Here is a 21,035-nt window from a genome sequence, read left to right on the forward strand (position 1 = left end):
GAGGTCCGCTTCCTTTCCGAACGGGGCGCCCGTAGTTCACGCACCGACTGACCGGAACTGGGCCGGTACCGGTCGGCCGGCCTGTCCACATCAGTATCCAGTTGCTGAGGCGAGCCAGGATCGCGGGCACTGGCGTATGCGGAATTTGCTGCGGGGCTGCGCGCCTGCGCCGAAGGAGCGCAGGCGCATCGGCAAGCTCAGCCTGCGGCGTTCTCCTGCGCCTCGTCGTATTGACCCAGGCAGGCCATGGCATTCAGCCGTGAGCGCTGCAGCAGCACCCGTTGCGCTTGCGCGGCGTTGGCGGCGTCGCCGCGCCAGGCGAGCAGGGGTGGCTCCTGCAAGGCGCGCCCGTAGGAGAAGGACAATCGCCAGGGCAGCGGGGCAAGCCGGTTCATGGCGTCCAGATTGACGGTGGCCTCGGTGGGCGTCTGGCCGCCGGACAGGAAGAAGATGCCCGGCACCGCCGCCGGCACCGTGCGCCTGAGCACCTGCACGGTCTGCATGGCGACCTCGGCCGGGGCCGCGTGCCCGGCCTCCTTGCCGGGCAGCACCATGCTCGGCTTCAGCAGCATGTGCTCGAGCACCACCGCATGCCGGTGCAAGGCATGAAAGACTGCATGCAGCACGGCCTCGGTGACCTCGGCGCAACGCGCCATTGAGTGCGCGCCGTCCATCAGCACCTCGGGCTCGACGATGGGTACCATGCCTGCTTCCTGGCAGATCGCGGCATAGCGTGCCAGCGCTTCCGCATTGGCCTGGACGGCAGCCCAGCCCGGCAACTTGTCCGACACGTTGTAGACCGCACGCCACTTGGCAAAGCGCGCGCCCTGCTGGCGATAGCCGGCAAGCCGCTTGGCCAGCCCGTCGAGACCCTCGGTGACCTCGTCCCCGGGTGCCAGGGCGAGCGCGATCTTGCCCTTGTCCACCTTGATACCGGGCACGATGCCCTGGCGCGCCGCCAGTTCCGGCAGCGGCGTGCCATCGTCGGCGCGCTGGCCCAGGGTTTCCTCGTACAGGATCACGCCGCTGATGAACTCGCCAAGGCCTGGGCTCGACAAGAGCAGGTTGCGCCACGCGCGGCGGTTTTCCTCGCTCGACTCCACGCCGATGCGTTCGAACCGCTTGGCGATGGTCGGCCCGCTCTCGTCGGCTGCCAGCAACCCTTTGCCCGCTTGTACCAGGGCGTCCACGGTGGCTTGCAGTTCGCTTTTTCTGTCCATGATCAGGCTCCGTGCAGGTGACATAGGAACAAGCATTGGCGCGAAAACGCCGTCGCGCAAGCCAGGTGGGGCACGTAGCGCCTGCCTAAGGTGGCCGCCCGAACGCTTCGCGCAGCTTGCCCTTGGCCTTTTCCAGCGTGGCGCGACGCGCCCTGGGCAGATGGCGGCCGGCACGATTGATGTAGAAATTGAGCATCGACATCGCCGACTGGAACGCCGTGCCCTTGCGGCGCCGGCTGCTCACGGCGGAACGCTTGAGCGAGGCGGCAATTTCCTCGGGGTTGTCCGAGGCGAAGATGTGCGGTTCGAGGTCCAGCGCGTTGCTGTGCTCTGTTACCTGCTGCGACCAGCGCCGCCCCTTGCTGGCGCCAGCTTTGGCGCGGCCCTTTGCCGGCCGGCGGGTGGATTTCGCGGCAGCCATTTCCGGTCCTCCCATAGCTTTATCGGGATCCGTCTAGCCTAGGCAACTTCTCGCCGTCCCGGGGGGGGCAGGGGGACCGGCGCGTGGTGGCAAGACGGCCCGGGCGGTGTGGGATAATTGCCCCTTTGCCCAGGGCGCAGCTCAAGAGGTTGTTCGCACGGGCGTGCAAGGGTCCTTATTCCTGTGGCCCGCTTCCTTTCTGCGATATTTCTTCAGCAATAAAAATGCCCACATACCGTTCCAAAACCTCCACCGCCGGCCGCAACATGGCGGGGGCGCGCTCGCTGTGGCGCGCCACCGGCATGAAAGACGAAGATTTTTCCAAGCCCATCGTCGCGGTGGTCAATTCCTTCACCCAGTTCGTGCCCGGGCACGTGCACCTGAAGGACCTGGGCCAGCTGGTCGCGCGCGAGATCGAGGCCGCGGGCGGCGTGGCCAAGGAGTTCAACACCATTGCGGTCGATGACGGCATCGCCATGGGCCACGACGGCATGCTGTATTCGCTGCCCAGCCGCGACATCATCGCGGACTCGGTGGAGTACATGGTCAACGCGCACTGCGCCGACGCCATGGTGTGCATCTCCAACTGCGACAAGATCACCCCGGGCATGCTGATGGCCGCAATGCGGCTCAACATCCCGGTGATCTTCGTCTCCGGCGGCCCGATGGAAGCCGGCAAGACGCGCCTGGCCAACCCCGTCACCAAGGCCATGGAGTTCAAGAAGCTCGACCTCGTGGACGCCATGGTGATCGCCGCCGACAGCGCCTATTCCGACGCCGACGTGGCCGAGGTGGAGCGCTCCGCCTGCCCCACCTGCGGTTCGTGCTCGGGCATGTTCACCGCCAACTCCATGAACTGCCTGACCGAGGCGCTGGGCCTGTCGCTGCCCGGCAACGGCACCGTGGTGGCCACCCACGCCGACCGCGAGCAGCTGTTCAAGCGCGCGGGCAGCCGCATCGTGGAACTGGCGCGCCAGTACTACGAGCAGGAAGACGAGCGCATCCTGCCGCGCTCGGTAGGCTTCAAGGCGTTCGAGAACGCCATGACGCTGGACATTGCCATGGGCGGTTCCACCAACACCATCCTGCACCTGCTGGCGATCGCGCGCGAGGCCGACATCGACTTCAGCATGACCGATATCGACCGCCTCTCGCGCGTGGTGCCGCAGCTGTGCAAGGTGGCGCCCAACACCAACAAGTACCACATCGAAGACGTGCACCGCGCAGGGGGCATCATGGCCATCCTGGGCGAGCTGGAGCGCGCCGGCAAGCTGCACACTGATGTGCCCACGGTGCATGCCCCCACGCTCAGGGACGCGCTGGAGCGGTGGGACATCAGCCGGACCCGGGACGAAGCCGTCAGGAACTTCTACCTGGCCGGCCCGGCGGGTGTTCCCACCCAGGTGGCGTTCAGCCAGAACACGCGCTGGCCCAGCCTGGACCTGGACCGCGCCGAGGGCTGCATCCGCTCCTACGAGCACGCCTTCTCCAAGGAAGGCGGCCTGGCGGTGCTGACGGGCAATATCGCGCTCGACGGCTGCGTGGTGAAGACCGCCGGCGTGGACGAGAGCATCCTCGTGTTCGAAGGCACGGCCCACGTCACCGAGTCGCAGGACGAGGCGGTGGAGAACATCCTCAACGACAAGGTCAAGGCCGGTGACGTGGTGATCGTGCGCTACGAAGGCCCCAAGGGCGGCCCCGGCATGCAGGAGATGCTCTACCCGACCAGCTACATCAAGTCCAAGGGCCTGGGCAAGGCCTGCGCGCTGCTGACCGACGGCCGCTTCTCCGGCGGCACCTCGGGTTTGTCCATCGGCCACTGCTCGCCCGAAGCTGCGGCCGGCGGCGCCATCGGCCTGGTGCGCGACGGCGACAAGATCCGCATCGACATTCCCAACCGCACCATCAACGTGCTGCTGTCCGACGAGGAACTGGCGAGCCGCCGCGAAGAGCAGAACGCCAGGGGGTGGAAGCCGGCCAAGGCGCGTCCGCGCAAGGTGTCTGCTGCGCTGAAGGCTTACGCCAAGCTGGTGATGTCGGCGGACAAGGGGGCTGTGCGGGACTTGTCGTTGCTGGATGACTGATCCCGGGGCGAAGCTTTGCTTCGTTTGCCGATAAGGCCGCTCTTTGGAGCGGCTTTTTTTTTGGTTCTTATAAGAAGGCCCGCGTGTCTAAGCGATTCATGCCGCCAAGTAAAAGGAGGCTGGACGCTCCAGGCCCGAGATGCAGTCCTATGGTAAGGTTGCTGGCATGAGTTTACGGACTTCAACCAGTGACGCATGGGCCGCAGCTATGTGGTGCTGGGAGAGTGATGCAGCGTGAGTGATGCGAAGCAGGATGCGCGGCGCGCGCCGCCGACTGAGAGAGTTTCAACCAGCAGGGCTTTACGCCTGAGCGTGCCGCCAGAGGCCAGGCCTGCGCCGGTCAACGGGAAAGACTGGCTGCGGCAGAGGAAAGAGCAATTGCAGGCTGCCCGTGCCGCTGCCAGGCAAAGGCGCGATCTGCTAAGAGCCGAAATCATGTCGGCCGTGCAAGATGTTGCCCGAGAGGAACGCACTGCTGCGCGGCTGGAGGCTGAACGCCTGAAGGCGGAAGCCAGGACCGCGCGGGCCTACGCGCGGGAGGACGCACGCGCCGCCGCCAAGTTCGAGCGCGGCCAACCAACCCGCTCGGCGTCCAAACGAAAGACGCTTGCTAACGAGAAACGCAAGCTGGTTTCTTACGCTGATCTGTTGCGGATGCGTGGGTGATCCGGTCATTCCATGGGTCTTGAAACGGACGGTTAATCCGATCCGCCTGCAGGAGCTGACTATCTGCCCTTGGTCAAGGGCCACTTCCCGCCGCGGCCAGACTGCCTGATAAGACGCGCTGCGCAACATCGCGCGATTCGTGGGGAACCGGAATTCGTCAGACTGCGTTTTCCGAAAAATCAATGGCGCCCAGCGGTGCGTACTTCGCACGATTGCCTGTGCTCTTAAATCTGGTGCCTGCCTATGAGAAAGGCCCGATGCGAGCATTTGCTGGCATCGGGCAAGAAGGCCGGTGGGCACGACTCCACCGGACGGTAGGCGGCAGAGAGGTCAGAAAGTGTGGTTGATACCAACGTTGAAAGCAGAGTTGCCGGCGAGCGGGTTGCCGACATCATTGGCATTCCATACGCGGTAGAAGCCGGACTTGGCCGTGTTCGCCGCGCGATTCCAGATGTGGGCGTAAGACGTATAGAGCCTGGTCCGCTTGGAGAGGTTATGTACGTAGCCGATCGCAAACTGATGGGCATCGTTGTCGGCGTCGGTCCGATCGTTCTTGTAGATGTACGAGGTCACGACCCGCCCGGCGCCGACCGGAATCGAAGCCCCGACCAGCACGTCTTCCGATTTGAAGTTGGGCGTGCCCGGTATGATGGCGCCTCGGTTGATCACGTAGTTGAGGTAACCCGTCGCGAGCCCGAAGTCGTACTTGGCGCCGAAGAACACTTCCCGTGCATTCTTGCCAGGGCCGTTGGCGTCATGGGCGTCCGCGTAGGCGACGCGTCCCATGAAGCTCCCCCCCGAATAGCCAAGTGACGCGCCAAACTGGCTGTTGGTGGCCGCACTGCCGGGCACTTCGCCAAAGCTGTAGGACAGTTCGCCATCGAGGCCGCCGAGTGTGCCCGGCAGGTTGTATTTAAGGGCATTGTCGACACGGTTGCTGCCGCCTCGACCGCCGGCTGAAATCAGGTTTGCAGACGTGCCGGCCAGGCCAGTCACAAACGGATCGAACTCCACTTGTGCCAGCGCCAGCGTTGTATATTGCCGCCCCATCGTGATACGGCCCGGCGATGCGTCGAGTCCGACGTAGGCCTGCCTGCCGAACAGTAAGCCACCTTGACCTGATGCGCCAGTATCCATCAGGATGCCGGCTTCCAGCGTAAAGAACGCTGCCGTGCCCCCGCCTAGTTCTTCGCGTCCGCGCATGCCAACGCGCGAGCCTGACATCATGCCGCTCGTGACCTTTGTTACCGAACCGGCTGCCGCGCCGTTTTCGTGTACCAGCCCGACGTCCGCTACGCCATACAGATTCACGCTGGACGACTGCGCCGCGGCATATATCGAGTGCCCACCTGCGCCGAATGCCACTGCCGCGCCGAGCACGCATCTTGCCAACATCGCCCGCTTCATTCCCATATCGGTTCTCATTCTAAATTTTTTAAAATATGCAAATATGTATGAAATATCTAAATTTTTGCGTGGCGCGCACGAGGGCGCCAGTCAGCCTGGTGGACTGTGAGCCTGCTCCTGGTTGGGGTCCTGCCGGGTGCGGCGGCGCGGATCTACAGCATTGCAGCGAAGTGCCGCGTGGTCTCTAGTAGCGAATAGGAGGCCCTGAAGCCGATTTCGCGGTGAGCGGCACTGACGTCGGACGACGCCGGTCGCACATGCGGAAATCCGGCAAAGCCGCCCTCGGGCAGCCTGAGATCGGTGGTCTGCAGCGCCGGATAACATTGGCGCACGACATCGATGAACGCTTCAACCGAGAACCATTCGCCGGTAGCGATGTTGTACACGCGTTGACGCGGTGCCGGTGCGGTCAGTGCAGCGATGTTGGCGATAGCGCAGTCCCGGGCATCGATGAATTCCTCACGGCCGTTCCACAACAGGATCGGATCGTCTAGCCTTGCAGGCACTCCGGTGCGTCCGGCTTCGAGCAGTGTGGCCAGTAGCCGGCCCGGCACACTGGTGACCGCGTCCCGTCCGGCGCCGAGCACAGCGCCGTAGCGCAGCACGACCGCATCGACGTCATAGAGCGAGGCGTAGGCGAGCGCGAGATGCTCGCCAGCCAGCTTGGTGGCCGCATAGATGCTGCCAGGCCGTTCGCTGAGGACCCGCAACGGGAAATCCTCGGCGATCGGTGTGGCAGGCAGGGACGGGAAGGCTGAGTACATGACGGTGGTCGAGCTGGCAATCACGACACGCGAGAGCTTACGCTGGCGTGCCAGCTCAAGAACGTTTGCCGTTCCCATCGTATTGACCCGGATGCCGGCGAGTGGATCCTTGCGAATGGCAGTGGAAAGCAAGGCCGCCGTATGGACGATAGCGGTGACCCCATGCTCGTCCACCAGGCGGGACAATGCGTCGTAGTCGGTCACATCGCACAATGCCAGCGGCAGCGCGCCCAGTTCAGCGGAATCGGGCCGCCTGACGTCGGCGAGCAGCACAGGTTCTCCCCGGGCCAGCAACTGCGCGGCGGTCAGACGGCCGATCAGGCCGGCACCGGTGACTAATATCGTCATGGCTGCTCCTCAGTCGGCCTGAATGCCGAATTCCTTGACGATCCGGCCATAGCGCTCGTAGTCGGCAGCGATCAGCTTGCCAAGGGCGGCTGGGTCGCTGCCCTGCGGAGTCACGGCAACCGTTGCCATCCGGGCGACGACGTCCGGCATTTTCAGGATGTCGTTGAAGTGCTTGTTCAGCGTCAGAACCAGTTCCGGGGACATGCCCTTCGGGCCCACCACGGCCTGCCAGGCACCAACCTCGACATCCTTGTAGCCAAGCTCGGCCAGGGACGGCACGTTCGGCGCGAAAGGCGAGCGCTTCTTGTCCGCGACGGCCAGCGGAATCAGCTTGCCCGACGGGAAGTACTGGGACACCGGCCCAAGCGTGGAGTACATCATCGGCACCTGCCCGCCCAGCAAGTCGACCACCGCGGGGGCGCTGCCGCGGTAGGGGATCTGCGTGAGCTTGATGCCGGCCGATTTGTTGAACAGTTCCGCCAGTATGTGCATTGGCGATCCGTTGCCCGGACTGCCATAGGTTTTCAGCGTACCGGCTTTAGCATGCGTGACGAAGTCTTCAATCCGGGTGACACCGGCGGCCTTGTTGACCACAACGAACAGCGACTGCGTGCCGAGTAGCGTGATCGGCGTCAGATCCTTGCGCGGGTCGTAGGAGGCACCCGTGCCGGGCCGCAGCACGTGCGGAGAGATCGAGATTGTGTTCGGGGCGAACAGCAGCGTATAGCCATCCGGCGCAGCCTTTGCCACGTACGCCGTGCCAATGGTGCCGCCGGCGCCGGTGCGGTTCTCCACCACGACAGGTTGCCCAAGCCGAGCAGTCAGCTTCTCGGCAAAGAGGCGTGCCAGCACATCTGTATCGCCGCCGGCTGGATAGGCCACGAGAAGCGTGACCGGCTTGGTTGGATAGCTGCCCTGCGCAGTGGCCCCGCCCGTCGCAAGTAGGGTGGCAATAGCTGTCAGGGCAACCAATGCCCGGCGTCTCGCGGATTTCTTCATGTGATCCAACTCCTCTAGGTGCATTGCGGCCCGCCGGGCCTCACAGCAGATCCGGCGCTCACCGCGCATTGTTCATATATGAAACGGCGTCTCATTGAATACTCATTAAAAATTATAAATTTATATCTATTGAATAAAAGGTGGAGTTTACCCTGCGTGGGCGAGGAGCGCGGAACTGGCCTGTATCGGCTGCAGACGGGCGAAATTCGGGCCTGAATCGGTAATCCGACGGGTCCCGGCAGCACCTGCTCTGGTCCCCGGATAGTGCAAAATTTCGTTGTTGGAGGTAAATTTATGAAATTGCCAGTGTCCTATAGATGCCGGCCAGCCCTTGCCGCTCATCCATCCAACAACAAATCATGCGGACTTCCGATTTGCCGCGCAGGCTGCAGCACGCAGAGCCGGCGCCGACCCAGACCATTTCCGAGAAGGCGTATCAACTGCTGCGCGCAGACATCATCGCGGGCAGCCTGGCCCCTGGGGAAAAGCTTCGCCTGCAGGCATTGCAGGAACGCTACGAACTCGGCGTGAGCCCGATCCGCGAGGCCCTGATGCTTCTCTGCGGCGAAGGACTGGTCAGCAATGAGGGCCAAAGGGGCTTCAGCGTGACCAAGCTCTCCAGGAGTGATCTGCTCGATCTGATGCATGCGCGCACCTCGATCGAACTGCTCCTGCTGGCCGATGCCATTGAGCATGGCGACGATGACTGGGGCGCGAACATCATGGCCGCCTATTACAAGCTGACCAGGGCGCGGCTCCCGACCGATGCATCGGACACGGTGGCAGTGGAACTGTGGGAAACGGCTCACCGGCGCTTTCACCTCGCGCTGGTTGCAGCGGCTACGTCGAAGTGGCTACTGCGCATCGACGAACAACTGGTCGACCATTCTGAGCGGTATCGTCGAATTCGCCTGGCCTACCCGCGCTCGAGCAAGGAACTGGCCGACGATGTGTTGAAGGAACACCTGGATCTCATGGAGGCGGTGCTCGCGCGCGACACGGAGAAAGCCTCCGCGCTGCTGCGGCACCACCTGATGCGCACCGCCGAAGTCCTCAGCAAGCGCTTTGCCGACTAGCCCCAATTTCAGGGCTTGTCGGGCAGCGCGACATAGGCCACGATTTCGATGCGCATGCCTGGCACTACCAAGGCCTTGGCGATCACCGTCGAGCGGTTTGGATAAGGCGGGGCGAAGAACTCTCCGTAGACCGCATCGACTACCGGCACGTGATCGGCTTCCAACAGGGTGATCAGCACCTGCACCACATCGTTCAGGTCCGCGCCCGCTGCTTCGGTCGCTAACTTCAGGTTCTCAAACGTCAGGCGGGCCTGCCGGGCGATATCGCCGGTATCCACCGACCCGTCAGGACGGACTGGACCGTGCGCAGTGAACAGCAGACCTGCGGCCTGGGTCGCCCAGGAAAATGGCTGTGCCGGAGTGGGCAAGCCAGTCTCAATGACTTGCTTCACTGTGAGGTCTCCTTGACGAGTTGCGCGAGCCGCGCATACCAAGGGTGGGAAGGGTCCGAAAGCGCAGTATGCGTGCGGAAATGATCCTCGCCCGCGTGCATGTAGCAATCAACGGGAGCCGGCTGCATCCTCAGCATGGCGTACAGGGTGAGATTGGAGCGGATCACGCGCTCGCTGTCATGTTCGCCGTAGCTGAGCACCATCGGAACGGTATTGCCGGCAGACCACGTCAGCGGACTCATTGCCGCATCCAGTTCCTGCGAGTCGAGCAATGCGGTGTACACCCGCTCCTCAAGACTCCCGGGCGCCGGGTTCGGGTGGTGCAGGTTCATGATGCCACTGATGGGCAGGCAACCGCGAATGGCCTGCTGGTCAATACCCACCGCGCGCAGTTGTGGTTTTCGCATCGCCGCCATGGCCGCAATACCGCCGCCTGCCGAATGGCCGGAAAGATAGAGGTGAGAGGGTGAGCCGCCCCAGGTGGCAATGCTTTTCTGCACGCTGGCCAGGAGCAACGCCGCGTCGTCAAACGCTGCGGGCAACCTGTGGGCCGGTGCCAGCCGATACGTGGGCGCCACCAGCACCATGCCAAGGCTTATCACCATAGGCGCAAGGAACGAGGCGTATTCCTTGTAGCCATTCGTCCAGCCCCCACCATGCCAGAAGATCAGGACAGGCGCGTCGCGCAACCCTCGTGCCGTAAACACGTCGAACCGCTGCCGCTGGTCGGTACCGTAGGTGAGGTTGCGCACAGCGACGACGCTTTCCGGCAGGTGTTCGGCCCAGTCAAGAACGGTACGTTCATACGCCACTGCGGCCGCGGACGACAGCGGTGGCTGAGATGGCTCTGGTTCAGTTGCGAACTGGTCTGACATTTTCACTTTGCTTCCATATCAAGTGCGAGCCACCGGCTTGCGCCGCTCCTGGCAGTTTGCAAAATATACATCTCAATTATTCATGTTTGCAAGAGAACAATTTATAAATTAAAGGAGCAATGTCCGTGCCGGATAGGCAACGGACGCCTCCGGCGACACGACGCATATCACCTGCGGGGTTGGATGGTCGCTACCGCGAGACCCGCTCCGGCGAACGCGCACACGGCGGACACCAGCGCAACCGCGCGCAGCGCTTCAGTGATAGCTTCGGCTTCCGCCAGCGCCACGGGTGGCTGGGTCGGCAAATGGGCGTCGCCCGCTGCCGCCCCGGCTTGCGCGCCCGGCTCCAGCAACTGCCCGGTCCGGCGTGCGTCCCTGGGAACGCCCAGTTCATCGAGCCGCGCCGACAGCGCCGCCTGGTGCGACCACACGAACACGATGCCGAGCACCGCAACTGCCAGCAGACTCGCCATACGTGCAACCGCATTGTTGATGCCGGATGCAACGCCTGCGTGGTCAGCCGGCACCGAGCCCATCACAATCGTCGTGAGTGGCGCGACGGTGATCGTCATGCCAAGCCCGAGCACGGTGAGCGCAGGGAAAAATCCGGCCCAATAGCTGCCGCCCACGAATGGCAACGCCAGCATCACGAATCCGATTCCCGCGATACCCGGGCCAGCGCTCAACAGGATCCGCGAACCGAAGCGGCTCGTCAGGCCGCCGGTGAAGCGCGACAACAAGCCGATGATGACCGGCACCGGCAGCAGCGCCGCGCCCGCTTCGGTTGCGGTGTAGGCATGTGCGCGGATCAGCGTGAACGGCAGGAAGAACAGTGCGCCGCTCAGGCCGAAGTAGAGCAGCAGTGTGACGAGGTTGGCGCCGGTGAAATCGCGTGAGCGGAACACGTCGAGCGGCATCATGGGGTGACGGCTGTTCGCTTCGATCATCACGAATGCGACCAGCACGAGCGCGCCGGCGCCGATCGCGCACAGTACAAGCGGATCTGCGAAACCGCGCCCAGACGCCTCGGTCAGACCATAGGTGAGGGCAGCCAGCCCCGCTGCGACGCTAAGCGCGCCGGGCCAGTCCAACTGTCGAGGCGCATCGAGCTTGTGGCTGTTCGGCACCGACAAAATCGCGAGCGCGATCGTCACCGCTGCAAGCGGGACGTTGAGGAAGAATATCGCGCGCCACGACAACACGTCGACGAGCCAGCCGCCCGCCACCGGCGCCGCCGCCGACGTGATCGCCCCGACGGCCGCCCAGGTGCCGATTGCCCGTCCGCGCGCTTCGCCTTCGTACACGGCGCCGATGATCGCGAGACTGCTGGGTACGAAGAGTGCTGCACCAATGCCCTGCACTGCGCGCGCGGCGATCAGCGAATTCGCGTCCGGCGCGAACCCGCAAGCGGCCGACGCCAGCGTGAAGACCCCGATGCCCGCAATGAATACCGTGCGGCGGCCGAGCTTGTCGCCCATCGATCCGCCCACCAGCACGAGGGACCCGAGAAAGAGCAGGTAGGCGTTAACGATCCACTGCATTGCCGCGACGCTCGCGCCGAGTTCGCTCTGAATGGCGGGTAGCGCGACATTGACGACGGAGCCGTCGATGAACGCCATGCTTGAGCCGAGGATCGTCGCGGCGAGTGCTAGACGCTTGCGCCGGCACGGGCGGTCGACTGCGGTGGGCTGCGTGCGGATGACGAGTTCGTCGCACGGGCTTGCTTGTGCAGCGATGACGTGCGCGATCATTTGGTCGCTATCGGGAAGATCCGGGTTGGCCAAGCTCGCTCCCGTGCCGGTCGATGGTGACTAGCATAGTAGTGGGAGTGCGTGCGGGACCGCCGATACGGTTGGGACGGGTGCGTGCGTGCGTGCGAGCGGTCGCGGCGCCCATCAGTTGCGCGGTCCGCCTCATCTAGCGCATGGAACCAGGCGTGATCGCTGCCATCGATCTGCACCGGTTCGCTCCAGACTTGCTGTTCGACACCGGCTTCCGGGTGTCCTGGAAGCTGCGCCCACCCAAAAGCATCAGCCGTGCAACCGGCGGGAATGTCTATGATCCGGCATACGAAGACTGGCGAAATCTTGATGTCGTGCCGCTCGCGCAGGGTCTCGCAGGCCAGCATTGGGCCGAAGTCGGCGTAGCTGTCGCGAATCAGGCCGCGCACGCGGGATTCCAGGTCGGGCGGTTGGGCCCGTTACTCCCCTTGGTGGGAGGGAAGTCGATCTTCTAGCATAGATACGCTGGCCAAGCGACCGACAAGGCAGGGAGCGCTTGATATGACGGTTACGAAGCTTCAGGAGGTAATGGATATGTCTGCCACAAGGATTGAGATGTGCGACCAGGATGGCGACGGGGTATTGACCATTCGAGATGACGGCGCCGCATTTTCAGGAGTCGCGCTTGAGCTTTCGAATCTATTCGGTGAAGACGTGGTCGCGGATCTTGATAAGCACCAGTTGCTCAAATGGTGCGAGATGGTCGCGGCCCATCTTCGCAACCAAGGCGTTATGCCAGGCGAGTGCGCTCCGGAGGGCTACGTCAACAAAACTAGTCAAAGCCGGACGAAAGAGCAGCCTGGCGTCGAGGAGCTTTTGCAGTCGGCGGCATCTTGACTCTGGCGAACGCGAGACGCTTTGCTGGCAACAGAGCGTCTTTTCGTTGACGCATTGCTTAACAATCCCCACCAGCCAGCGATTCCGGTCGACGGCCGTTTCCGATTGCAGATTCAACCGGTCGATGCAACAGCTTGATGGAATCGTTCAGCCGGTACCGGCCGGATGCCCTCCGCGAAACTGCCGCCCGATGTTGCCGCCTTGAACCCCAAGGCCGGCCCACTACTGCGTTGCGATGGCCAGCACGCCTCAGGCGACGGCACCTGGCGGCGCATGGCGTGCCAGGAAGCGGTCCAATTGGCCAGCGAACGCCTTGCTATCCTGCGGGGCGTACGGTGCCGGTCCGCCGGTATCCACGCCCGAGCTGCGGAGTTGTTCCAGCACCTCGCGCATCGTCAGGCGCTCCTGGATATTCTCACGGCTAAACCAGCTTCCTCGCGGGTCGAGCACATAGGCGCCCTTGTCAAGGGCGGCGGCGGCAAGAACGATGTCCGCCGTAATGACGAGGTCCCCGCTGCTGACCAACTCGACGATACGGTCATCGGCGACGTCGAAGCCCGCAGGCACTTGCAGTGACTTGATGAAGCGCGAAGGCGGCGTGCGCATGTACTGGTTGGCAACCAGCGTGACGCACACTTCGACACGTTGTGCGGCCCGATACAACATTTCCTTGACGACAACCGGGCAGGCGTCTGCGTCAACCAGTACTTGCATCGCGATACTTCCAATGGGGGGAGGGAACGCTCATCTTACTGCCTGCGCGTCCCGTTCGTTTGTTATTCGGCCAACCCCTGGTCCGGCGGTAGCCGGCCCGAACGCACCTTCGCCTTTACTTCCCGCGCCGCACCGTCGTGAGGTGTTCGCCAAAGAAATCATCGACGACTTGCGCGGAATCCTGGCCAACGTCTGCACCGAAGTAGAGGCGGACATTGTGGAAATCGATGGAGAGGACGATCACGTCCACCTGTTGGCAGGATGTACCCGCAAGCCTCGCCGGCGCCGCTTCACGAATGCCGGCCACCCCTCATGATCGCGCTGGCCGTGTCGACCACGGCCGCCAGGGCAAGCATGGCGATGATCACCGTGCAAGCCTGGGGCAGATGGAACAGGGACAGCTCGAAATACAACATCTGCCCAAGCCCGCCGGCGCCGACAAAGCCAAGGATTGCCGCCACGCGGATATTCGTTTCCCAGCGGTACAGGATGTAGGCCAGAAACTGGGGCCATACGCAGGGCAGCGTCCCGTACATGAAGACCAGCGCGGCAGGAGTGCCCCCTTCCATCAGCGCGCGGGCGGGTGCGCGCGGCGCATTCTCCAGCGCCTCGGCGAACAGGCGACCGAGCACGCCCGCGGTATGCAGTGCCAGGGCGAGGGTGCCGGCAAACGGTCCAAGGCCGACTGCGAGTACGGTCAGGGCAGCCCATACCAGCTCGGGGATCGAGCGCAACAGGTTCAGTAGCAAGCGCGACAAGGCGCGCAGCGCATCGCCGTAGAGCCCGGAAGCCGGTAGTGCCAGGCCAAAACCCAGCACCGCCGCACACAGCGTACCCACCGCGGAAACCGCGAGCGTTTCGAGCATGCTGCCAGCGGTTCTGGCCAAAAAAGCGGGTGACAGCTGCGGCGGGAAGAACGTCAGCAGGAAGCGCGCCATCTCGGCTGCAGCGTCCGCGGAAAAAAGCTGGCCCAGATCGAGCGACAGATACGCGAAGCTGCCCGAAACCGCGGCGGCCACCGCGATCAGGGTGAGCAGGCAGCGCATGCAGAATTGAGCGGCCTTGACCTTGTGCGCCATGATTCAGTCGAGCAGCTTGCGCAGGTGCGCGCTGAGCGCGTCCGCCAGCAGGACCAGCAGCAGGAACACTAGCAGGATGGTCGCGGCTTCCCCGCCGTTGAGCAGTTTCATGGCCTGGTCCATCAACTGCCCAAGTCCGCCGGCGCCAACGAAGCCCATGACCACGGAAGCCCGGATGGCACATTCCCAGCGGTAGACGGTGTACGAGACCAGCTCCTGCGAGGCATGGGGAAGCAGCCCATAGAACAGTGCCGCCAGGCGCCCGCTGCCGCTGCCAAGCAGGGCATCCACGGCGCGTTTGTCGCTGGATTCGAGGATTTCCGCATAGACCTTTGCCAGCATGCCGCCATAGGTGATGGCCAGGGCGAGCACGCCCGCCGCCGCCCCCAGGCCGAGGGCGCGCACGAAGACCAGTGCCCACACCAACTCCGGCACCCCGCGCAGCAGCAGCACCAGGGCGCGCACGCCAGCGCGCACCGCCATGCGCGGCTTGCGTCCCCGGCCGGGGCCGATGCGCGACACCGACAGGCTGCCCGTCAAGGCCACGGCCAGAGGTGTTGCGATCACAAAGGCGAGCGCAATGCCCGCGGTGGCGATCGCCAGCGTTTCCAGCGTGGCGTTGACCACAAGCCCGAGGAATCCGGGCGAAACCTCGGGGGGGAGGAAGTTGCGCACGAAGGCGCCCATCACCTTGAGGTTTCCGGTGTCGAACAAGGCTGAAGGGCTGAACCGGGACAGCTGCAACAATGGCCACAGCAGAAGCAGCGCGAGCACCAGGCCGCTGGCGCGCCGCAGCGCCTGGGGATCGCGCGGGTGGGCGGTCATCGGCACGCCGGCCTGGGTTGGGTGTCGCCACCGATGGCGGCGCTCGCACCTGCCGCGATGCTCGTCAGGGCCTGGCTGCCCTGTACCGGTGGCGATGCGCTTTCGGAGGCATAGAGTTCGCGCAGCAGCGCGTCGGTGACGCGCTCGGCCGGCAGGTCGAAGGCGATCTCGCCCGCCTTCAGGCCGACGATGCGGGGAAACCAGCGCAGCGCCAGATCCACTGCGTGCAGGCTGGCGACCAGGGGCACCGCGCGTGTATCCGCTTCCCTGCGCAGCTCGCCCAGGGTGAGGTTGGCCAGCACCGGGTCCATTGCCGAGACCGGTTCGTCCGCCAGGATCAATTCCGGGCGCTGGTAAAGCACGCGGGCGACGCCCACGCGCTGCAGCTGACCGCCCGAGAGCTGGTCGCACCGGTCGAACAGGCGGTCGGCCAGCTCAAGGCGGGCGAGCTGTTCGCCGGCACCATCGATGTCTGCCGGATAGACCAGCGACAGAAAGGATTTCCAGGCGGGCCAGATGCCCAGGCGGCCGGCAAGGATGGCCGTGACCACGCGCTGGCGCGGCGGCATCGGCGGCGCCTGGTGCACCATGCCGATGCGGCAGCGCAACTGCTGCAGGCGTGCGGCGGATACCGCCCAGGGGCTTTGCTCCAGCACCTCCACACGGCCCTCGCTTGGCCGCAGCGACGTTGCCAGCAAGCGCAGCAAGGAGGTCTTGCCGGCTCCGGACGGACCGATGACGGCGATGGGCTCGCCGCGGCTGGCCGCCAACGTGATCTGGCTGAGCGCACGCTGTCCGTTGGCGTAACTGACGCTGGCGGCGTCCAGGCGGAAGCTCATCAGACCGGCATCACTGGATCAGGCCCGCGGCCCGGGCTGCGGCCTCGATGCCGTCGTAGTTTTCGGGCCGGGTGGGAATGTACCTGGCGGTCCGCTGCAATGCCATGATCTCGCGCTGCTCGGGATTGGCCGGGTCCAGCCGCAGGAATGCTTCGGTCAGCTTCTTGCGCAAGGCCGGATCGAGCCCGCCGCGCACGGTCCAGTTGTAGTCGTAATAGGGCGGTGTGACAGCAAATACCCTGACCTTGGCGGGATCCACCTTGCGCTGCTCCACCAGCTTGTCCCACACCGAGGCATTGAGCACGCCGGCGTCGGCCCTGCCGGCCTGCACGAAAGCCACCGTCGCATCGTGGGCGCCCGAATAGGCGAGCGTCTTGAAGTCCTTGTCCGGGTCGATGCCCGCCTGCAGCAGGAAGTGCCGTGGCATCAGGTGGCCGGAGGTAGAGGACGGCGCGCCGAAGACGAAGGTGTGGCCTTTGAGGTCGGCCAGTGACTTGATCGCGCTGTCGGCGGTGATGAACTTGCTGGTGAAGGCGGCATCTTCCTGGCGCTGGACGATGGGGATGGTGGCTCCCTTCGTCCGGATCTTGCTCTGCACATAGGTAAAGCCGCCCAGCCACGCCATGTCGATCTTGCCGGTGGCCAGCGCTTCGACCACCGCAGCGTAGTCCGTGACGGGCACGAACTTCACCTTCATGCCGGTTTCCTTCTCCAGGTAGTTGCCGAGCGGCGCGAACTTGCGCTGCAGTTCGGTGGGGGACTCGTCGGGAATGGCCGAGACCTTCAGGACAGCCTGGGCACTGGCGAGGCCGGCAAAGCCCAGCAGGGTCAGCGCGGCAAGGCGCTTAAGCAACGGCAACACGGGCGGCTCCTTGCGTCATTTCTCCGATCACGGCAGCGTCTGCGAAGCCTTCCCGGTTAAAGATCTCCAGGACCTCGTCCACGGCTTCCGGTGCGCACGACACCAGCAAGCCGCCGCTGGTCTGGGGATCGGTCAGCAGTGCCTGCTGGCTTGGCGCGACCGACGTGGACAGGTCCACCTCGCTGCCGTAGCTGACCCAGTTGCGCCCCGATGCGCCGGTCACCAGCCCTTCGGCGGCCATGCGCTCGACCCGCGGCAGCAGTGGAATCCGCGCCATGTCCAGCCGCGCGCCGACGCCCGCGCCACGACACAGCTCCAGCAGGTGGCCGAGCAGGCCGAAGCCGGTCACGTCGGTCAGCGCGTGGACAGCCGGCACTTCGGCCAGCAGTCGGCCGGGCGTGTTGAGTTTGGTGGTGCAGGCAATCAGTTCCTGATAGCCGGCTGCGTCGAGCTTGTCCTTCTTCACCGCGGCGGACAACACGCCCACGCCCAACGGCTTGCCGAGGATCAGCTTGTCGCCCGCCTTGGCGCCGCTGTTCTTCTTGACCCGGTTCGGGTGCACCAGACCAAGGACCACCAGCCCGTAGATCGGCTCAAGGGAATCGATGGTGTGGCCGCCCGCGACCGGGATGCCCGCCTGGGCGCAGATCGATTCGCCGCCTTCGAGGATCTTGCCGATGACCTCAGGCGGCAGCTTCTCGATGGGCATGCCGACCAGCGCCAGCGCCATGATCGGGGTTCCGCCCATGGCATAGACGTCGGAGATGGCGTTGGTGGCGGCGATACGCCCGAAATCGTACGGATCGTCCACCACCGGCATGAAGAAGTCCGTGGTGGCGATCAGGGCCTGGCTGTCATTGAGCTGGTAGACCGCCGCGTCGTCGCTGGTTTCCTTGCCGACCAGCAGGGCTGCCGGAGCAGGGAAGCCGACCGAATTCCTGAGGATTTCAGAAAGCACACCGGGGGCAATCTTGCACCCACACCCGCCGCCGTGGGAAAAGGCGGTGAGCTTGATCTTTGCGTTGTCTGGCTGGTCCACTGCGGGGCTCCGAGTCATTCTGGTTTCAAGGCGTCGGCGACAAGTTTACTCACTTCCGCCCGTTCCCGCGCCGGCGCGAACAGCGGCGCGCGAATTGCGCATTGCTGCCGCAGGCGGTCCAGGAACCCGGCATCCCGGCTGGTGCGTTCCAGCACCAGCGCCAATTGCGCGGCGTCACCCAACGGAAAATAGCCTTCGTAGTCACGGCCCAGCATGCCGACGTTGCCCGGGATGCGGCTGGCCAGCACCGGCACGCCACTGGCGACGGCCTCGATGATCACGTTGGCGCCGCCTTCCATGGCGCTGGAGATCACCATGGCCTGTGCTTTCCGGATGTGCTGCAGGGTTTCGTCATGGGGCAGGTTTCCGAGCCAGACATAGCGCCGCACGCCGGGCCAGGCTCGTGCTTCCAGCGCCAGGGCCTCCTGCCGATAGGCGTCATCCAGCGCGCCGCCGATGTGGATCAGGCGCACGCGCGAATCGTCGGGAAGCAGCGAGAGCGCGCGCATGGGCGTCAGCGGGTCTTTTTCCGCCCGCATGTGGCCGACCAGCACGACGTCGAAGTGATTCTGGCGGGGCGCCGCGGGCGCGCATGCCGGGGCAGACTGGTAGATCACCCGGCACCGGGCGCGATGCGCGGCCGCCAGTTCGGCCAACCCTTCGTCCTGCAGCACCACCAGGTGGGTGGCGAGTTCGAGCGAGCGCTGGGCCGATGCATCGGTGCGGATGTCGCGGTACAGATCGGTGCCGGTCAGCACGACGATCAGCGGACGATCCGGACAAGCCTCGGCAAACCTGGCGATGGACTCGGCCGAGCGCCGGGCGTGCAGGGCGATCAGGCAGTCGGGCAGGGCGCCGCCCTGGCTGGCCGTCGACCATTCAGCGGCCAGCGTGACATCGTAGTCCCCCTGCAGGAACCGGGCCCAGCGATTGGCGGTTTGCCAGTTGCCATTGTTGGCTTTGCGCAGCGCTGGACTGATAATCGCGACGGTGGCCTTGGGAGGACGCATGATGACAGGTTCTGAGGGGGCGGCAGCAAGAAGGATAAACAAGTTCGAGCTGGATGCGGCGTTTGCCGATGCGCACCGGCGCACCTGGGCCGTGCTTGAGGAGCTGTCGCCGTCCCAATGGCAGGTTCCTTATGACGCGGGAATCAATCCGCCCTTGTGGGAGTATGCCCATATCGCCTGGTTCACGGAGCAATGGGTGCTGCGGGAGCCACGTGCCGGCGAGGACGGCTGCTGGGTGGCCAGCCTCCCGTCCATGCTGCCGGACGCCGACCGCCTCTTCGATTCCATGCGCGTCGCCCACCGGGACCGATGGCATCTTGCGCTGCCCCGGCTCTCCGAGATTCGCGACTACGCAGCCGCCGTGCTGGAGCACGTTCGCGGCAGGCTCGCCACGTCGGACGATACCGACGCTGCGCTCTATTTCTTCCGGCTCGCCTTGTTCCACGAAGACATGCATGCGGAGGCGCTGACCTATATGCGCCAGACGCTCGATTATCCGCTGCATGCCCCGCTCGGCATGCCTTCCATTGCGCCGGGCGCCGGCTCGGCAGCCGCAGGCGGCGACACGTTCGCAATGGGGTCGCCCATCGGGGGCGACGGGTTCGTCTTCGACAACGAGAAGTGGTCCCACCCGGTCCACATCGCCCCTTTCCACATCGATCGCACTTGCGTCAGCAATGCCGCATTTGCGGAATTCGTGGCCGCCGGCGGCTACCGCGACCATCAATGGTGGTCAGACGACGGACGCGCATGGCTGCAACAGAGCAGGCTGGCGCATCCGGTGCGCTGGCGCCGGACAGCCGGCGGCACCGCGGGGCAATGGGCGTTGCGCTGGTTCGGGCAGTGGGTGCCGCTGCCGCCCGAACAGCCGGTGTGTCATATCAATGCCCACGAGGCGGAAGCCTATTGCCGCTGGGCCGGCAAGCGCTTGCCCACGGAAGCCGAATGGGAGTATGCGGCAACGCATGACCTGATCCGCTGGGGTAGCGCCGTGTGGGAATGGACGGCTGATCCTTTCGTGCCCTATGCAGGGTTCTCGCCCGATCCCTACCAGGAATATTCCGCCCCCTGGTTTCACACGCATCGCTCGGTTCGCGGCGGATCGTTCGCCACCCATGCCCGCATGCAGCATCCTCGCTACCGGAACTTCTACCTGCCGCACCGCAGCGACCTCTTCGTCGGATTCCGCTGCTGCGGTTGAGGAAGGAGGGCGTCTTCACGGTGATATCAACGATGCGGCTGACACCGCCCTGACCACCCTAGCGGCGGGCCGACCCACCAACGCGAAGTGCATTCACCACCAGCGAAAAGGCTGGCGATGCCTGGCGGCTGGGGTAGTACAGGTGGTAGCCCGCAAACGGAGGGCACCAGTCTTCCAGCACGCGTACCAGCCGACCTTCCTCGATGTGGGGTGCAAATTCCTCTTCCGGGAGGAAGGCGACGCCCAGCCCCTCAAGCGCGGCCATCACGATATGGGGCGTGCTGTTGAAAACGGCCTGGCCGTCGTCGCGCACCTTCAACTGACGGCCACGGCGCTCGAAGTCCCAGACGGACAAGCCCGCATGCATCGCCGATGCCGCGCGCATGAGGTATCTTTTACAAGGGCGAGGCACGCCAGCCGCCGGAAAGGCCCGGCGGGACTTGTGCCAGGGCCGTGGATCGGTTCTTGCATGGCAGGCTGTGCCCGAGCCGTGACAGGAGCGCGCCATGTCCGAAGCACTTCGATCCTCGCTTTGCCGATTCTTCATCGCCTGCTGCCTGGGTATCGCAGCTTGCGGAGGGGGCGGGGGAGACGGG

The 21,035-nt window shown here is 64.6% G+C and carries 23 protein-coding genes and 1 pseudogene; 7 read left to right on the forward strand and 17 right to left on the reverse strand.

What is annotated here, in order from left to right; all coding sequences use genetic code 11:
- Window positions 1–197: 197 nt before the first annotated feature.
- Entirely contained in the window at window positions 198–1,220 is a 1,023-nt protein-coding gene (locus AC3WQZ_RS22070; RefSeq protein ID WP_010812651.1) for a class I fructose-bisphosphate aldolase, read from the reverse strand.
- Window positions 1,221–1,305: 85 nt separating this feature from the next.
- A complete protein-coding gene (locus AC3WQZ_RS22075; RefSeq protein WP_492301256.1) occupies window positions 1,306–1,641 on the reverse strand; it encodes a DUF3175 domain-containing protein in 336 nt (111 codons plus the stop codon).
- 224 nt (window positions 1,642–1,865) lie between these two features.
- On the opposite strand from AC3WQZ_RS22075, the gene ilvD reads away from it, so the two are divergent.
- Entirely contained in the window at window positions 1,866–3,725 is a 1,860-nt protein-coding gene (gene ilvD / locus AC3WQZ_RS22080) for a dihydroxy-acid dehydratase (RefSeq protein WP_058698286.1), read from the forward strand.
- Between the two features lie 234 nt (window positions 3,726–3,959).
- Window positions 3,960–4,391: a hypothetical protein gene (locus AC3WQZ_RS22085; protein WP_037025644.1), complete on the forward strand. Its 432-nt coding sequence runs from the start codon at window positions 3,960–3,962 to the stop codon at window positions 4,389–4,391.
- 330 nt (window positions 4,392–4,721) lie between these two features.
- Here the strand turns inward: AC3WQZ_RS22085 and AC3WQZ_RS22090 are convergent, their stop codons facing one another.
- The 3 genes from AC3WQZ_RS22090 to AC3WQZ_RS22100 form a co-directional block, all read right to left on the reverse strand.
- On the reverse strand, window positions 4,722–5,804 hold the full coding sequence (locus tag AC3WQZ_RS22090; protein ID WP_161940229.1) for a porin: 1,083 nt from the start codon (window positions 5,802–5,804) through the stop codon (window positions 4,722–4,724).
- Window positions 5,805–5,950: 146 nt separating this feature from the next.
- On the reverse strand, window positions 5,951–6,910 hold the full coding sequence (locus AC3WQZ_RS22095) for an NAD-dependent epimerase/dehydratase family protein (protein WP_439669629.1): 960 nt from the start codon (window positions 6,908–6,910) through the stop codon (window positions 5,951–5,953).
- Window positions 6,911–6,919: 9 nt separating this feature from the next.
- Entirely contained in the window at window positions 6,920–7,909 is a 990-nt protein-coding gene (locus AC3WQZ_RS22100; protein ID WP_011616463.1) for a Bug family tripartite tricarboxylate transporter substrate binding protein, read from the reverse strand.
- A gap of 359 nt (window positions 7,910–8,268) precedes the next feature.
- Here AC3WQZ_RS22100 and AC3WQZ_RS22105 point away from each other — a divergent pair, with 359 nt between their 5' ends.
- Window positions 8,269–8,985 (forward strand): FCD domain-containing protein, encoded by a 717-nt coding sequence (locus AC3WQZ_RS22105; protein WP_011616464.1) that lies wholly within the window; start codon window positions 8,269–8,271, stop codon window positions 8,983–8,985.
- Between the two features lie 8 nt (window positions 8,986–8,993).
- Here AC3WQZ_RS22105 and AC3WQZ_RS22110 read toward each other — a convergent pair whose 3' ends face one another.
- The 3 genes from AC3WQZ_RS22110 to AC3WQZ_RS22120 all read right to left on the reverse strand — a co-directional run bounded on the left by AC3WQZ_RS22110 (window position 8,994) and on the right by AC3WQZ_RS22120 (window position 12,003).
- Window positions 8,994–9,377 (reverse strand): RidA family protein, encoded by a 384-nt coding sequence (locus AC3WQZ_RS22110; protein WP_439669630.1) that lies wholly within the window; start codon window positions 9,375–9,377, stop codon window positions 8,994–8,996.
- Window positions 9,374–10,252 carry an alpha/beta hydrolase gene (locus AC3WQZ_RS22115; protein WP_439669631.1) on the reverse strand — a complete coding sequence of 293 codons (879 nt, stop codon included), beginning with the start codon at window positions 10,250–10,252 and terminating at the stop codon, window positions 9,374–9,376. The genes AC3WQZ_RS22110 and AC3WQZ_RS22115 overlap by 4 nt, the downstream gene beginning before the upstream one ends.
- 167 nt (window positions 10,253–10,419) lie before the next feature.
- Entirely contained in the window at window positions 10,420–12,003 is a 1,584-nt protein-coding gene (locus AC3WQZ_RS22120; RefSeq protein WP_492301261.1) for an MFS transporter, read from the reverse strand.
- A gap of 185 nt (window positions 12,004–12,188) precedes the next feature.
- Between AC3WQZ_RS22120 and AC3WQZ_RS22125 the strand changes: the two genes are divergently transcribed.
- Both AC3WQZ_RS22125 and AC3WQZ_RS22130 read left to right on the forward strand, forming a co-directional pair.
- Entirely contained in the window at window positions 12,189–12,488 is a 300-nt protein-coding gene (locus AC3WQZ_RS22125) for a hypothetical protein (protein ID WP_041687922.1), read from the forward strand.
- A gap of 46 nt (window positions 12,489–12,534) precedes the next feature.
- Entirely contained in the window at window positions 12,535–12,870 is a 336-nt protein-coding gene (locus tag AC3WQZ_RS22130) for a hypothetical protein (RefSeq protein ID WP_041687924.1), read from the forward strand.
- Window positions 12,871–13,119: 249 nt separating this feature from the next.
- Here AC3WQZ_RS22130 and AC3WQZ_RS22135 read toward each other — a convergent pair whose 3' ends face one another.
- Together AC3WQZ_RS22135 and AC3WQZ_RS22140 are read right to left on the reverse strand one after the other, a co-directional pair.
- Window positions 13,120–13,584, reverse strand: a complete 465-nt coding sequence (locus AC3WQZ_RS22135; protein ID WP_439669633.1) for a YaiI/YqxD family protein — start codon at window positions 13,582–13,584, stop codon at window positions 13,120–13,122.
- A gap of 115 nt (window positions 13,585–13,699) precedes the next feature.
- Window positions 13,700–13,828 carry a hypothetical protein gene (locus AC3WQZ_RS22140; RefSeq protein ID WP_255266289.1) on the reverse strand — a complete coding sequence of 43 codons (129 nt, stop codon included), beginning with the start codon at window positions 13,826–13,828 and terminating at the stop codon, window positions 13,700–13,702.
- On the opposite strand from AC3WQZ_RS22140, the gene AC3WQZ_RS22145 reads away from it, so the two are divergent.
- Window positions 13,766–13,900 (forward strand): hypothetical protein, encoded by a 135-nt coding sequence (locus AC3WQZ_RS22145; RefSeq protein WP_492301262.1) that lies wholly within the window; start codon window positions 13,766–13,768, stop codon window positions 13,898–13,900. The genes AC3WQZ_RS22140 and AC3WQZ_RS22145 overlap by 63 nt on opposite strands.
- Here AC3WQZ_RS22145 and phnE read toward each other — a convergent pair.
- From phnE to senB, 6 genes are read right to left on the reverse strand one after another with little or no spacing between them, the layout of a single operon-like run.
- The gene (phnE, locus tag AC3WQZ_RS22150; RefSeq protein WP_231881478.1) at window positions 13,875–14,663 is read right to left on the reverse strand and encodes a phosphonate ABC transporter, permease protein PhnE; all 789 of its coding nucleotides are present in this window, start codon (window positions 14,661–14,663) and stop codon (window positions 13,875–13,877) included. The two genes, AC3WQZ_RS22145 and phnE, sit on opposite strands and share 26 nt — an antisense overlap.
- Window positions 14,664–14,666: 3 nt before the next feature.
- On the reverse strand, window positions 14,667–15,488 hold the full coding sequence (locus AC3WQZ_RS22155) for a PhnE/PtxC family ABC transporter permease (protein WP_010812638.1): 822 nt from the start codon (window positions 15,486–15,488) through the stop codon (window positions 14,667–14,669).
- Window positions 15,485–16,327, reverse strand: a complete 843-nt coding sequence (locus AC3WQZ_RS22160) for a phosphonate ABC transporter ATP-binding protein (RefSeq protein WP_439669635.1) — start codon at window positions 16,325–16,327, stop codon at window positions 15,485–15,487. Before AC3WQZ_RS22160 ends, AC3WQZ_RS22155 begins: the two co-directional genes overlap by 4 nt.
- 10 nt (window positions 16,328–16,337) lie before the next feature.
- A complete protein-coding gene (locus AC3WQZ_RS22165; protein WP_037025643.1) occupies window positions 16,338–17,189 on the reverse strand; it encodes a putative selenate ABC transporter substrate-binding protein in 852 nt (283 codons plus the stop codon).
- A complete protein-coding gene (selD, locus tag AC3WQZ_RS22170; protein WP_210401237.1) occupies window positions 17,173–18,246 on the reverse strand; it encodes a selenide, water dikinase SelD in 1,074 nt (357 codons plus the stop codon). The genes AC3WQZ_RS22165 and selD overlap by 17 nt, the downstream gene beginning before the upstream one ends.
- A complete protein-coding gene (gene senB / locus AC3WQZ_RS22175) occupies window positions 18,243–19,238 on the reverse strand; it encodes a selenoneine biosynthesis selenosugar synthase SenB (RefSeq protein WP_010812634.1) in 996 nt (331 codons plus the stop codon). Before senB ends, selD begins: the two co-directional genes overlap by 4 nt.
- Between senB and senA the strand changes: the two genes are divergently transcribed.
- Window positions 19,237–20,439: a selenoneine synthase SenA gene (gene senA / locus AC3WQZ_RS22180; RefSeq protein WP_439669637.1), complete on the forward strand. Its 1,203-nt coding sequence runs from the start codon at window positions 19,237–19,239 to the stop codon at window positions 20,437–20,439. The two genes, senB and senA, sit on opposite strands and share 2 nt — an antisense overlap.
- Window positions 20,440–20,497: 58 nt before the next feature.
- Here senA and AC3WQZ_RS22185 read toward each other — a convergent pair.
- Window positions 20,498–20,803: pseudogene (locus AC3WQZ_RS22185) on the reverse strand (LysR substrate-binding domain-containing protein); the annotation flags it as partial.
- Window positions 20,804–21,035 lie beyond the last annotated feature (232 nt).

The organism is Cupriavidus sp. FW305-26 (assembly GCF_058787975.1).